The organism is Chitinophaga oryzae (assembly GCF_012516375.2).
GTDB lineage: Bacteria > Bacteroidota > Bacteroidia > Chitinophagales > Chitinophagaceae > Chitinophaga > Chitinophaga oryzae.
Map to the genome: position 1 here is coordinate 2093756 of NZ_CP051204.2, position 14340 is coordinate 2108095.

Sequence of the window (14340 nt, forward strand, 5' to 3'; positions counted from 1 at the left end):
TTTAACTCGCAAGAATTTTAACAATCTTAAACCATTCGGGGTCAATTTCCTGTTTTGCTTTAACGGCTTTATCCAGGGGGGTATAATGGATCTTGTCGTTTACGATCCCGATCATCACATTGTGAATACCTTCGAGGAGGGCGTCTACAGCGGCGTAGCCCATACGGCTGGCCAGGATACGGTCGGTACAGGTGGGAGAACCTCCCCTTTGGATATGTCCGAGGATACATACTCTGGTATCCAGTTGCGGACAACTTTCTTTAATACGGCGTGCTACTTCATTGGCGCCTCCGGTTTCATCCCCTTCGGCTACCACGATCAGATTAACCAGTTTTTTGCGGCGCTCGTTGGCCTGCAATTCTTCGATAATGTCGTGTAATTCGGTTTTGCGTTCCGGCATCATAATATGCTCGGCACCAGTGGCGATACCGCTGTGCAATGCGATGTAACCGGCGTCACGGCCCATTACCTCGATCACAAACAGCCGGTCATGCGCGTCTGCAGTGTCCCTGATTTTGTCGATGGCCTCGATCGCAGTGTTAACCGCTGTGTCAAAGCCAATGGTGAAGTCAGTTCCCGCAATGTCCTTGTCAATAGTACCAGGCAAGCCTATACACGGAATGTCAAATTCCTGGCTGAATTTCTGCGCCCCATTGAACGATCCGTCTCCTCCGATCACTACCAGCCCGTCAATGTTGTGCTTCTTCAGATTCTCGTAAGCTTTTTTTCGCCCTTCATATTCATAGAACTCTTTGCACCGGGCGGTCTTTAAGATGGTGCCTCCGCGTTGAATGATGTTGGCAACTGATTTGGACTCCATCGGGAAAATCTCATTCTTCAAAATTCCCCTATATCCATACATAACGCCGAACACATTCAGCTGATGATAAATGCCCGTTCTTACCACCGCACGAACGGCTGCGTTCATGCCCGGGGCGTCTCCGCCGGAGGTAAGGACTGCAATGTTGTTCAATTTTTTCATATAAATTGCTAAAAAAATATCTTAAAGGCGCACAAAAATAACATTTTGCAATTGTTTTCTAACAGTTATCTTATGAATTAACCTAAATATTTAATTTTAATCAAACAAAGTAGCTAATTTTTTTAAAAAATATAGGCATGTTGAAAAAGACTAATAAGAGTTGGTTGATATTAGGCATGAGCTTAATGACTTTGGAAGGTATGGCACAACAAAAAAGCTGGCAATATCCGGTTGCCAAAAAAACAGACACTGTAGATAATTACCACGGAACTCCTGTCCCTGATCCCTATCGCTGGCTCGAAGACGACCACAGCGCCGAAACAAAAGCCTGGGTAGACGCCGAAAACAAGGTCACCCGGGACTACCTCGCTACCATCCCTTTCCGGTCTTCCGTTAAAAAAAGACTGGAAGAGCTCTGGAACTACCCTAAAACAGGCGCCCCTGTCAAACACGGCAACTATTATTACTTCTTTAAAAACGACGGCCTCCAGAACCAATCCGTACTGTACCGCAGCGCCACGCCCGACGGTACCCCGGAAGTATTTATAGATCCTAACAAACTGTCAGCCGCCGGCACCACCGCCCTGGGCACCCTCTCTTTCTCCAAAGACGGCAAATACGCGGCCTACCTCATCGCTAAAGCAGGGTCCGACTGGCAGGAAGGTTATGTGATGGACGTAGCTACCCGCCAGCTGCTCTCCGATAAACTGGAGTGGATCAAATTCAGCGGTATCAGCTGGAGAGGCGACGGTTTCTACTATAGCCGGTACGACAAACCGGACGAACAAAGCAAACTGTCCAAAAAGAACGAATTCCAGAAAGTATATTTTCATAAAATCGGTCAGCCCCAGGAACAGGATGAACTGATCTATGTGGATAAGGACCATCCGCTCCGCAACGCTACCGTGAGCGTAACGGAAGATGAACGTTTCCTCATCCTCTCCACCACGGAAGGTACCTCCGGCAGAGAAGTGTGGTTCCGCGATATGCAAAACCCGGAACAGAAGGATTTCTCCCTGCTGGTGAAAGGTTTCTCTCACGAACCGTCTGTTATTGACAACGACGGCGGGAAGCTGCTGGTGCTCACCAATCATCAGGCGCCTAATTATAAGATAGTCCTGGTAGATCCGGCCAACCCCGCGGAAGCCAACTGGAAAGTGGTCGTGCCGGAGAAAAAAGAGGTGCTGCAGAACGTAGGCAATGCCGGCGGTAAACTGTTCCTCTCTTACCTGAAAGACGCTTCTACCCGTGTATACCAATATGATTATACCGGCCGCCTGGAACACGAGGTTAAACTGCCCGGCATCGGTACCGCCGGTGGCTTCGACGGTAAAAAGGAAGACCAGGAGCTGTTCTACACCTACACCTCTTTTGTAGCGCCGCCCACCATCTACCGCTATGATATCAAATCCGGTAAAACTTCCCTGTTCAACAAAGCGGCGGTGAAATTCAATCCCGACGAATATGAAACCAGACAGGTTTTCTTCACCAGTAAAGACGGCACCAAAGTGCCGATGTTCCTGTCTTCCAAAAAAGGCATGAAGAACAACGGCAACAACCCCGTGCTGATCTACGGCTACGGTGGTTTCAACATCGCACAGACACCCGGTTTCAGCGTGTCTAACCTGTACTTCATGGAACAGGGCGGCACCTATGCAGTGGTAGCACTGCGCGGTGGCAGCGAATACGGCGAAGCATGGCACAAAGCCGGTATGAAGGAAAAGAAACAAAATGTGTTCGACGACTTCATCGGCGCCGCTGAATACCTGGTGAAAACAAAGTATACCAATCCTTCCAAAATAGCGATCCGCGGCGGTTCCAACGGCGGCCTGCTGGTAGGCGCCTGCATGACGCAACGCCCCGACCTCTTCAAAGTAGCGCTGCCGGCGGTAGGCGTAATGGACATGCTGCGCTTCCAGAAATTCACCATCGGCTGGGCCTGGGCGGTGGAATATGGCAGCAGCGACAACGCGGAGGATTTTAAATACCTGCTGAAATACTCTCCGCTGCACAACCTGAAACCGGGCGTCTCTTACCCGGCCACCATGGTAACTACAGCTGATCATGACGACCGTGTAGTGCCGGCCCACTCCTTTAAGTTTGCCGCCACCCTGCAGGCCTGCAACGCCGGTCCCAACCCGGTGCTGATCCGCATCGAAACGCAGGCGGGACATGGCGCAGGAAAACCCACGTCCAAACTGATCGACGAGGCGACGGACATATGGTCTTTCACCATGTATAACCTGGGGATGTAAAACAATTACGAATTACGAATTACGAATTGAAGACCCGCTCACGGAAAGGTTAATAAGTGACCGCTTAATAAACAGCCCTCAATTCGTAATTCGTAATTCGTAATTCGTAATTGTTTTCTTATCTTTAAAGACAGCGTACTAATATGGCATTATGAAGGTATTAATTACAGGTAGCAATGGACTGCTGGGTCAACACCTGATTCCGGTATTCGTTCAAAACAAGACATACGATGTAATAGCCACCGGCAGAGGTGCTAACCGTTCTCCTCAACGTGACCATTACATTTATGAAGCGGTAAACCTGCGGGATGCCGGCAGCGTACAGCAGCTGGTACAAAAACATCAACCCGACCTGATCATCCACAGCGGGGCCATGTCCCAGGTGGACGATTGCGAGAAAAACAAAGACGCCTGCTGGGATACGAACGTCGGCGCCACGCGCTACCTCGTGAACGCGGCTGAAAAAATAAACGCCTCCTTTATTTTCCTCTCGACCGACTTTGTATTTGATGGCCTTAACGGCCCTTATGACGAAGAAGCGCCGGTCAATCCCATCAATTATTATGGTACCAGCAAAGTGGCGGCAGAACGGCTGGTGCGTAACAGCAAGCTGTCATGGGCCATCGTGCGTACCGTGCTGGTATACGGCGTTTCCAACGATCCGCATCGCAGCAATATGATCACATGGGTGAAAAATAATCTCCAGCAGGGTAAAAAGATAAAAGTGGTAGACGACCAGTGGCGTACGCCTACCCTGTGCCAGGACCTGGCGACAGGATGCCTGTTACTGGCGGAAAAGAAAGCTACCGGCATGTTCAATATCTCCGGCAGTGAAGTGCTGACACCCTATGATATGGCCCTTAAAACAGCGGAATACTTCCAGCTGGATACCAGCCTGATCGAAAAGATCAGCTCCAGAAGCCTTTCCCAGCCTGCCGCCCGTCCGGCCAAAACCGGCCTGGTCATAGACAAGGCAGTCCGCGAACTGGGGTATCAGCCGCATTCTTTCGCGGAAGGACTGGATATCGTGGCCGCTGAAATCAGATAAGCATCAATACTCCAGGTAAGCTTTATTGATACCGTATTTACTTCTTTTAGCCTGTAATTCACTCGTGGTATCTATTGGTAACGAGGTTACCGGTACGGCTACCTTATAGCGATTGCCCCGGTGAATCATCACCACAGGCTGTTCCCAGGCCTGGCGTTTTGCCGTCTTCTTCGCGGCCGTAAGGCTGTCCGGGAATTCTTCCAGCACAATAAAATAAGAAATGGAATCCGGCGCAGCGGGCGTTGCGGCCAGGCTGCTGTCGGGCATGGCCTGCTGCGTTGTGTCTGCTGCTACGGGCGCGGCAGGGGCGCTGTCGGGCGTGTTATTACCCCCCTGGCGACCAACATACCACCAGACGGCCAGGCCGCCCAGCAGGATTAATGCACCAGCCACGGCCCACCACCATTTGAAAATACTGCCTTCCGTTACTGCTTCCAGCGTATTTTCTTCCTCTTCTGTCATAACCGGCTCTACGGGGACCGAAACCGGCGGTACAGGCGGCTCTTCCCTCGTAGCGGCCATAGGCGCTGTGGCCGGCGGCGGGGTAGAGGGGGTGGCAGGCTCCTGCCGCTGTATGGGGGTAATCGGCAGGTCGGCAGGGTCTACCGGCAGCTCTTCTGCGTGGAAATGCAGGTTGCCGGCAAAATCGCCCTGTAATTTGCCAATACCTGGCAGCTCCAGCGCCTGCCCCGGTTGCAGGGCCTCCTTAAACTCTTCAATGTATTTCTCCAGCTTCCGCTGGGCCACAGCAGGCACCAGGTTTTCCTTCAGGGCTATCCATTCCACGCAGGAGCCGTCATCCTGCCACGATTGGGTGAAAACCACCTGGTCGCGCGGAGGCAGCAACGTTTGTGCGCCGGCGTTATACCGCGCCGGGAAATGCTGGATGGAGAACGTACCGATCTGGGGTACAACGCAAATCCGCTGCCTGAACAATACTTCCTGGATATATTGCTGTAGTATTAACATGGAGAGGTGTTTGTGGTTAATGTTCCTATGAAATCACAAAGCAGCAAAGCAGCAAATATCATTCTTTGCTCTTTGCTGCTTCGTGTCTTTGCGAGCAACTAAATTAACTCAAAATCAGAACTTCACCATAATTCCGCCTACGATGTTGAAACCATAGGTAGGATACAGGTACCAGCGCTGATAGTGGGAGTTGAAAATATTATTGGTGTTCAGCCACACATTGAAGTTTTTGCCGATATCATAAGAAGCGCCGGCGTTCATGTCCCATGCACTGCTTGTTTTACCGAAGTCCTTGTTGGGCAGCTGATAATAACTGCCGCTGAGGGCGAACAGGTTGGCGTTCAGGTGCAGCTTCTTCGCCAGCGTATACTGTACGAACAGGTCGCCCTGGAAAGGAGGCAGGTGCCACGGTTTCACTTCCGTTTCCTGTTTGTTGTAATTGTACCAGTCGAAAGTCACCCTTGCCTGGAATTTCTCTTCTTCAATATATCCTACTTCGGCATGCAGCTGGAATGCGCGTAACTGCTCTTCGTTGCGGGTAGTGAAGTATTTCATGTCCGTGGCCTGGTTAACGAACAGGGGCATGTTGTACCAGGTAACAGACGCAAACTTGGTGTTATAGTTGAAGTGGCCGCCCAGCGTGCCTTTGATGCCGGTATATTTTTCCTCTACGCGGGTGTTGAGGATACCTTCCACCAGGCCGTTGAGGAACGGGTTTTTGTTGGCGAGGTTGCGGTAGGAGTTTTTATCGAAATAGGAAATCCAGCCGCTGCTCAGGATCAGTTTTTTGCGTACCAGGTGCGACTCGTTCACGATGTCGGGCAGCAGGTAAAACTTATCGTTGGTCCAGGTGGGGTTTACGCCGGCATGCAGCACAAAGCCCGGTTTGATGATGTCTACTGCCGGATGGATGGCCACCACGTTGTTGTTGATGTTGCGGCCGTTGTCCTGTTTGTAGGTAGACAGATCAAAAACGCCTTCGGCTTTGATGTAGATGTCTTCAAACACCTGCTTGCGCACGGGTACCCTGGCGATGAACGTATTTTCCGTGCGTTTATACGAGTCGTTGAAGGCAATGAACTTCACGGTTGGCTGGAATTGAAACGCCCAGTCGTTTTGCGGGCGGTTTTTAAGTCCCACCTGCGCGGTCACGGTGTTGAAAGTCTGTGCAATATCTTTCTTGTCGTATTTGATGCTGTCGTGGTTGTAACCGTAGTAGTGAATGGTGTTGCGGTCATAACCCAGGCTTGCGTCCAGCTGGAGGCCGGGCAGCAGGTACGAGCCGGAAGCCAGCGCATTGAGGTTGCTGTAGTTCTGGTCGGATATCTCTTTGCCCTGCGAGCTGGTGTAGTTGACAAACAGGCCGTAGTTGTAGAGGTCTTTGCGGCCGCTGCCGAAGCCGGCCTGCACATACGGTGTTTTATAGTTACCGTAACCGAGCTTAATAAAATTGTTCTGCAACAGCGAGAGGGAGTCTTTGCCCAATGCCAGCGGTTTCAGCGGGGCGGCCTGGTACATGAAGTTCAGGTTCAGGGCCGGCACCTGGTATTTTAACTGGGGCCTGCTGGTATCCACTCCCGGCAGGGAGGCGGTCAGGTTCAGTTTATAGGCGTCGCGGAGCTTAGGCTGATTGGTGGAAATGATATCGATCGTTTCCTGTTTCAGCGGCTCCTGTGCCCATGCCTGCTGCTGATGAAGGATGCCTGCGAGGCACATGCCTGCTATGGTAAAAGCGCGTTTGCGATGTATGTTGAGAATATTCATGCTGTCGTAATCTTAAAATTTGAAAATTTGAAAATTTGAAAATTTCCAAATGGCTACGGTTTCTTAGGTTTTTTTCCGGCTGCTTTTTCTGCTGCTTCCGCTTTGGCGAATTTCTCCTTTGCTTCGGCTTTCAGCTCCGGAATGGGGCAGTTCTCAGCGATGCTCTGGAAAGTGGCTTTGGCGTTGAAGTAGTCCTGCTGACGGAAATACACGTCACCCAGCAGGATATATGATTTGGCCACCCACACATCGTAGGAAGGCGTGTTTTTGATCACGTCGAAGCCGGCTTTTTCGGCGGCAGCCAGATCGTTCTGTTGCAGATAACAATCAGCCATATCGTAGCGGGCTTCCGCACCGGTTTCGGATTTGGTGAGGCTGGCCACGGTTTTAAATTCAGCCAGTGCGTTGGCGTATTGTTTTGCTTCTTTCTGCGCTTTGCCCAGGTAGAAGTGGGCGATGATCTGGTCATCGGTGCTGATATTGGCGGTAGATAGCAGCATTTCAGCGTAGTTGCCTACTTCGTCCCAGTGTTTCAGCTGGTAGTTGCTGCGCAGCAGGCCGCGGGTGGCTGCCAGGCTGTTTTCCTTGCTGGTGGCCAGGTCCTGCAGCTGCAGGTAGTAGGTGCGCGCCTTATCATAACTCTTGTTCTGAAAGAAGTTGATGTTGGCCGCCTGCAGGGCTGAACGCTCGGCGTACAGGCTGTTGTTGCGGGACAACACAAATTCATAAGCCGGCAGTGCGCCTGCGTAATCTTTGTTGTTGTACGAGCACTCTGCTTTATAGAAATGAGCGGGCAGAATAAACTGGCCGTTGGGATATTTCTGGATATAACTGTTGAAAGCGGTGATGGCGCCGGAGCAGTCGTTGTTCGTGAAACGGGCTTCTGCGGCGGCATAGGCGAGTGAATCTTCGGCGGTGGCAGTCACGGTACGGCCGCTGGCTTTCAGGAAAGCAAGGTAGTCGTCTGTTTTACCCTGGCTAACATAGATAGATTTAATGCTTTGCAGCGCTTCATTGCTTTCAGGCGAACCGGGGAACTTTTCCACCACCTGGCGATAGTAAGCGAGGGCTTTGCTTTCGTTGTCTTTGTTGTAGTAGCAGAGGCCCAGTTTCAGCAGCGCGCGCGGAGCGTTGACGCCATTGGGTTGTTTCTGCAGTACGTTTTCCAGGTAGGGGATCGCTTCGTTGTATTTCTCCTGGGAGAGGTACGTGTTGGCGATTTCCATGTCAGTCTGGTTGCTGAAATCGGAAGACGGGAACTTGTTGCCCAGTTGTTTCAGCAGGGCCAGTTTATCTGCCTGTTTGCCCTGAAGGCCGAGGATAATGGCTTTCTGGTAAATGGCATAATCGGCGCCCGGCTCGTTGTTGCTGATGATGCGGTCGTACAGCGAGAGCGCTTTCGGGAACTGGCGCAGCATATAGTAACAGTCGGCGGCGCGCAGGGCGGCGTCGGTGGCAATCCTGGTGGCATTGGGACCGCTGGCTCGTTGCGCTGTTTCGAAGTGCGGCAGCGCTTCGGCGTATTTGTCCTGTTTGAGCAGGCTGTAGCCGAGGTTGTAGCTGGCGGTCTGCGGGTTGGCCTCGCCGGATACCGGCGGCGTGCCGCCCAGATAGGCGTTCAGGTTAGTGATCGCTTTGTCTGTTTTATTCTGGCGCAGGGCTATTTCCGCTTTCCAGAACTGGGCCAGCTGTTTGGTTTGGGCGTCGTAAGGGTTGTTGATGGCGATATCGAGCAGGCGGTCGGCTTCTGCCAGTTGCTGGTCGTTGATCAGCTCGGTGGCCCTGCCATAGGCGATCTTCTGATAGGCTTTGAGTACGGTCGGGTTTTTATCGGGGATCTGTTCGATGGTAGCCAGACCGTCGCGGTAGTTGTTGGTGTTCATAAAGAGGCTCACGAGCACTTCGCGGGCTTCTTTGTTGTAGGGCGACTGCGGGTAATTTTTAACGAACTGTGTCAGCTCGTTGAGTGCAGCGTCCTGGTAGCCCAGTTCATAGGAGAGTTTGCCGTAGTTGAAACGGGAAATTTCCTGTTGCTGTGGGTTGGAGCTGTTGTTGGCGCAGAAGGCAAAGGCGTTGCGGGCGTTGGCTTTCTGGCCGGTGCGCAGATAGCAGTCTCCCAGCAGGTACATGGAATTCTGTCCCAGGGAGTCTTTAGCGCTGCTGAGTTGTTTGAAGCCGGTGATGGCTTTGTTGAGATTGCCGGTCTGATAGTAGGAGTAGGACAGCTGGTAGATGTCTTCATTGCGTACTTCGTCGGCGTTATCCTGGAATTCCTGCAACAGGGGCAGGGCTTTTTTATAGTCTTTACGTTCAAAGTAGGCTTTACCGAGCAGTTGTTTCATTTCTGCTTCATAGTACTGCCCGCCTTGCCGGAGCAGGGGCTCCGTGTAGGAGATGAGCTGGTCGTGTTTGCCCTGGAAGTAATAGATTTCCGCGATGTAGTAAGGTACGATGTTTTTGTACTTGGGATCTTCCACTACTTTCTGGAAGCTGCTGAGCGCATCGCCGTACTGGTGGTTGTAGTAGGAGATGAAGCCGTGGTAATAGTTGGCCGGCACGTAGTATTTGCCCTGTACTTCCCGGATGCTGGCAAACAGGGGCTGTGCTTTCTGGAAGTCCTTGACATTGAAGTAACAGTAGGCCAGTTCAAATTTCGCTTCCGCTATTTCCTCGTTGGAGAGGTTGTCGATGCTGGCTTTTTCATACAGCGGGATCGCATCTTTGAACCTGTTCTGGTGGAAATAATATTTGCCCAGCTGATAGCTGACCAGTTGTTCGCGGGCGTTGTTATTGAATATTTTAAGGTATTCCAGCGCTGTTTTCTCTGCGTTCTCCTGTCCCAGTTTAAGCGCGCATACGGTGTAATAATAGTAGGCGTCGGACTTTACCAGGTCGCGGTTGGTTTCATGGAAATAATCGATGTTGTCGATTGTTTGCTTGAAAAGCTGCATGGATACGCTGTACTTTTCCTGCTGGAAGTACTGTTGTGCATCTTTGAACACTTTTTCCGGCTCGGTGTAGATACGCGTTTGCTGCGCGTGGGCAGCGGGCATCCCTGCGATACCTGCGCCGGCGAAAGTCAGCATGGATAAGTACAGATGTCCTGGAATATAAACTTTTCTTATGAACTGCATGCTTTTGCTGTTATATCTTGAATTATGCGTTTAAAACGAATCCCTGCCGGAAATATTTTCCCGCCAGGTATTATACGGAACAGTATCAGGGACACAAACCAGGCAAATATAAAAGTAATATCCTTTCTTTTCTGATCGGTTTTCCAACAATGTGGATAACTCCGGCGGTCCGGAAAAGGCTATTGCGCTATATTGCGGCAAATATTTTTATAGCGCAAAAACCTTACCTGTTATGAGAAAACTATTCTCAACCGGCTATACCGGCGGTGCCGTGAGCTTCTCTATGCTGATATTGCGACTGATGTTCGGCGGCCTGTTGTTATTGCACGGATGGCCCAAACTGATCAATTTTGCTGCCAAAATGAATACTTTCCCCGATCCTTTGGGGGTAGGGCACAAATTTTCATTGGGGATGACCGTTTTTGCAGAAGTTTTCTGTTCCGTTTTTCTCATGCTCGGCCTGCTGACCAGGCTGGCCGCCGTGCCGCTCGTGATCTGCATGTCCGTGATCCTTGGAATGGTGCACAAGGCGGACCTGCTGGCTTTTAATTTTGATAAGATCGAGCTGCCGCTGATGTACCTGACGGCTTTCCTGGTAGTGCTGTTTACCGGCCCGGGCAAGTTCTCTGTCGACGGCGCACTGGGCAAATAATCAAACATTTACGATTTTTTGATTTACAATTTTTTGATTTGAAGGGAGGCTGGCGGGGGTGCTTAGTCTCCAAAATCCCTAAATCGAAAATCAAAAAATCCCTAAATTAATATATCATGTTTAGCAGCATAACAACAATCCGGGTAAGATACGGGGAAACGGACCAGATGGGATACCTGTATTACGGCAATTACGGCCTGTATTATGAAGTGGGCAGGGCGGAAGCCATCCGGGAACTGGGGTTCAGCTACCGCGAGCTCGAAGAACAGGGGGTGATCATGCCGGTAGCGGAACTGAATGTAAAATACCTGCGTCCGGCCTATTACGACGACCTGATAACGGTAAAGACTATATTAAAAGAGCTGCCCAAAAGTTCACGGATACAGTTTCATAGTGAATTATATAACGAAAAAGGAGAGTTGCTGAACGTAGGCGTGACCACACTGGTGTTCATCGACGTGAAAACCAAACAGAAAGCAGGCCTGCCGGAAGCGCTGAAAGAACGGCTGGAACCATTTTTTCATTAGAAATTACGAATTACGAATTACGAATTGAGGGTTCTTCCTTGATCTTTAATTCGGAATTATAGCCATAAACGGCCTCCAATTCGTAATTCGTAATTCGTCATTCGTAATTTTTTATGGGTAAAATAACCGCCAGCATCATTACCATCGGTGATGAGCTGCTGATAGGACAAACGATTGATACCAATTCCGCCTGGATGGCGCAGGAACTCAATGCGTTAGGTATCTGGGTGCATCGGCGTGTAGCCATTGGCGATGTAAAGGAAGATATTCTGGCCACCCTCGCCGAAGAAGCCGGAATGGCGGATATTGTGCTGATTACCGGTGGACTGGGGCCTACGGCCGATGATATCACCAAGCCCACCCTCTGTGAATATTTCCAGACAACGCTGGTGCAGGATGAAGCCACCCTGCAGCGGGTGCTGCATATCTTCGAAAGCCGCGGCCTGCCGATACTGGAGCGCAACGTGGCGCAGGCCATGGTGCCGGCGTCCTGTACGGTGATCGCCAACGAAAGAGGCACCGCGCCGGGCATGTGGTTCGAAAAAGACGGCAAGATCTACGTGTCTATGCCGGGCGTGCCGCATGAAATGAAAGGCATTATGGAAAGTTATGTGCTGCCGCAGCTGGCGGCGCATTTTAATACGCCCGCCGTCGTGCACCGCACGCTGATCACCTCCGGTATGGGCGAGTCTTTTGTAGCGGAACGGATCGCCGCTTTTGAAGCCAAACTGCCCCCGCATATCAAACTGGCCTACCTGCCCAGCTACAGCCTGCTGAAGCTGCGGCTCACCGCCTTCGGGATAGACAAGGTCACCACTGCGGCCGAACTGACGGTGTATTTCCATGAACTGGCGGCCCTATTGCCGGATATCACCGTCACCGACCAGGATATTTCAATCGGGGAGGTGCTGGGGCAACTGCTGAAAGAAAGAGGAAAGACGGTCGGCACCGCGGAAAGCTGTACCGGCGGACAGATAGCCACCTGGATCACGGCGGTGCCGGGTAGCTCCGCTTATTATAAAGGCAGCGCCATTACCTATGCCAATGAGATGAAAATGAAGCTGTTGGGCGTAAAGGCGGAGACGCTGCAGGCCCATGGCGCGGTGAGTGAGGAAACAGTAAAGGAAATGCTGGCCGGCGCGTTGCAGCTGCTGGAAACGGATTATGCCATCGCCGTATCCGGTATTATGGGCCCCGATGGCGGCACACCGGAAAAGCCGGTCGGCACCGTATGGGTGGCCGTAGGCAACCGGGAGAAAATGACGACCATCAAATATCACCTGCGGTACGACCGGGAACGGAATACCCAGATGACCGCGGTTTACGCCATGAATGAGCTGCGCAAGCTCATTTTGGAATAAGCCGCAGCGCCGGCTGACTGAATTGACACAATTCCCTTATTTTTGTCCACACTTAAAGCTAAAAACAATCTTATGGCCATTGTAGAATTGGTAATGCCAAAAATGGGAGAAAGCATCATGGAAGCCACCATTTTGCGCTGGCATAAAAAGGCGGGCGATCACGTAAAAGTGGATGAAACCGTGTTGGAAATTGCTACGGACAAAGTGGACAGTGAAGTCCCCTCTATCGCAGAAGGGATCATCTCCGAAGTACTCTTCAAGGAAAACGATGTAGTACCGGTAGGCACTGTGATTGCCCGTATCAATACCAATGCCGATGCAGCGGCCGCTCCTGCACCTGTACCAGAAACGCCGGTAGTGGCTTCAGAGCCCAGATTTACCGCTGCCCCCGTACCTTCCGCTGCCCCTGCTGCAGCCGCCCCCGCCGCTCCTGCTGCCGGTGGCGCCAGATTCTATTCCCCGCTCGTGCTCACCATCGCTCAACAGGAAGGCATCAGCTTCGCCGACCTGGAAAGAATTCCCGGTTCCGGCAGCGACGGCCGCGTTACCAAGAAAGACATCCTCCAGTATGTAGCCGATCGTAAAGAAGGAAAGGTAGTGCCCGACGTAACACCCGTTGCGGAAACCACCGCTCCCGCCGCAGCCGCTGCTGCCGTACGCAGCACGCCGGCAGTCACCACCGTTGCTTCCCCTACCTATAACGGCAACGTGGAAATTGTGGAAATGGACCGCATGCGCAAACTGATCGCCAACCACATGGTGATGAGCAAACAGACCAGCCCGCACGTGACCAGCTTCGCAGAAGCCGATGTGACCAACATGGTCAAATGGCGCGACCGCATGAAAGGCGAATTCGAAAAAAGAGAAGGCGAAAAACTCACCTTTACGCCGCTGTTCATCGAAGCTATTGTGAAATGTATCAAACGTTTCCCGCTGATCAACTGCTCGCTCGACGGAGATAAAATTATTATCAAAAAAGATATCAATATCGGCATGGCCACCGCCCTGCCTTCCGGCAACCTGATCGTGCCCGTGATCAAAAATGCGGATATGCTCAACCTGACCGGCCTCAGCAAACAGGTAAACGGCCTGGCAAACGCTGCCCGTCAGAATAAACTGAAACCGGAAGACACACAGGCAGGTACCTTTACCCTCACCAACGTCGGCACTTTCGGCAGCCTGATGGGAACGCCCATCATCAACCAGCCGCAGGTAGCCATCCTCGCGGTAGGCGCCATCAAAAAACGCCCCGTGGTGATAGAAACCGAACTGGGTGATTCCATCGCCATCCGCCACATGATGTACCTCTCCATGTCCTACGATCACCGCATCGTGGACGGCTCCCTCGGCGCTACTTTCCTGACTGCCGTAGCACAGGAGCTGGAAAATTTCGACCCGAAAAGGACGGTATAATCATTTTGAAATTTTTTGATTTACGGATTTTTTGATTTCGGGGACCATAGTTATTTAGGGATTTTGTGATTTACGGATTTTTTGATTTCGAGGATCACAGATCGGATATAAACGGGAAGGCCGGTGCGACACTATCGCACCGGCCTTCCCGTTTGCGGCAATTATCTCCTGGTCAATCATCTCCCGAAATCAGGAAATCCCGAAATCAAAAAATCCGTAAATCAAAAAATCCCTA

General features: G+C 51.5%; 10 protein-coding genes. 6 read left to right on the forward strand and 4 right to left on the reverse strand.

What is annotated here, in order from left to right; genetic code table 11:
- Position 1: 1 nt before the first annotated feature.
- Positions 2-982, reverse strand: a complete 981-nt coding sequence (gene pfkA, locus HF324_RS08710) for a 6-phosphofructokinase (protein ID WP_078672192.1) — start codon at positions 980-982, stop codon at positions 2-4.
- Between the two features lie 200 nt (positions 983-1182).
- Between pfkA and HF324_RS08715 the strand changes: the two genes are divergently transcribed.
- Together HF324_RS08715 and HF324_RS08720 are read left to right on the forward strand one after the other, a co-directional pair.
- Complete coding sequence (locus HF324_RS08715) at positions 1183-3237, forward strand: prolyl oligopeptidase family serine peptidase (RefSeq protein WP_168862322.1); 2055 nt, start codon at positions 1183-1185, stop codon at positions 3235-3237.
- Between the two features lie 151 nt (positions 3238-3388).
- Positions 3389-4285: an SDR family oxidoreductase gene (locus HF324_RS08720; RefSeq protein WP_168811489.1), complete on the forward strand. Its 897-nt coding sequence runs from the start codon at positions 3389-3391 to the stop codon at positions 4283-4285.
- A 3-nt stretch (positions 4286-4288) separates the two neighbouring features.
- Here HF324_RS08720 and HF324_RS08725 read toward each other — a convergent pair whose 3' ends face one another.
- The 3 genes from HF324_RS08725 to HF324_RS08735 form a co-directional block, all read right to left on the reverse strand.
- Positions 4289-5254, reverse strand: coding sequence for an HU domain-containing protein (locus HF324_RS08725; RefSeq protein ID WP_168811491.1), 966 nt, complete (start codon positions 5252-5254; stop codon positions 4289-4291).
- A gap of 114 nt (positions 5255-5368) precedes the next feature.
- A complete protein-coding gene (locus tag HF324_RS08730; RefSeq protein WP_168862323.1) occupies positions 5369-7018 on the reverse strand; it encodes a TonB-dependent receptor in 1650 nt (549 codons plus the stop codon).
- Positions 7019-7071: 53 nt separating this feature from the next.
- Positions 7072-10152 (reverse strand): tetratricopeptide repeat protein, encoded by a 3081-nt coding sequence (locus HF324_RS08735; RefSeq protein WP_168862324.1) that lies wholly within the window; start codon positions 10150-10152, stop codon positions 7072-7074.
- A gap of 232 nt (positions 10153-10384) precedes the next feature.
- On the opposite strand from HF324_RS08735, the gene HF324_RS08740 reads away from it, so the two are divergent.
- The 4 genes from HF324_RS08740 to HF324_RS08755 all read left to right on the forward strand — a co-directional run bounded on the left by HF324_RS08740 (position 10385) and on the right by HF324_RS08755 (position 14105).
- Complete coding sequence (locus HF324_RS08740; protein WP_168811497.1) at positions 10385-10804, forward strand: DoxX family protein; 420 nt, start codon at positions 10385-10387, stop codon at positions 10802-10804.
- A 116-nt stretch (positions 10805-10920) separates the two neighbouring features.
- A complete protein-coding gene (locus HF324_RS08745; protein WP_168811499.1) occupies positions 10921-11331 on the forward strand; it encodes an acyl-CoA thioesterase in 411 nt (136 codons plus the stop codon).
- A 113-nt stretch (positions 11332-11444) separates the two neighbouring features.
- Positions 11445-12692: a CinA family nicotinamide mononucleotide deamidase-related protein gene (locus tag HF324_RS08750; RefSeq protein ID WP_168811501.1), complete on the forward strand. Its 1248-nt coding sequence runs from the start codon at positions 11445-11447 to the stop codon at positions 12690-12692.
- A 72-nt stretch (positions 12693-12764) separates the two neighbouring features.
- Complete coding sequence (locus HF324_RS08755) at positions 12765-14105, forward strand: dihydrolipoamide acetyltransferase family protein (protein ID WP_168811503.1); 1341 nt, start codon at positions 12765-12767, stop codon at positions 14103-14105.
- Positions 14106-14340 lie beyond the last annotated feature (235 nt).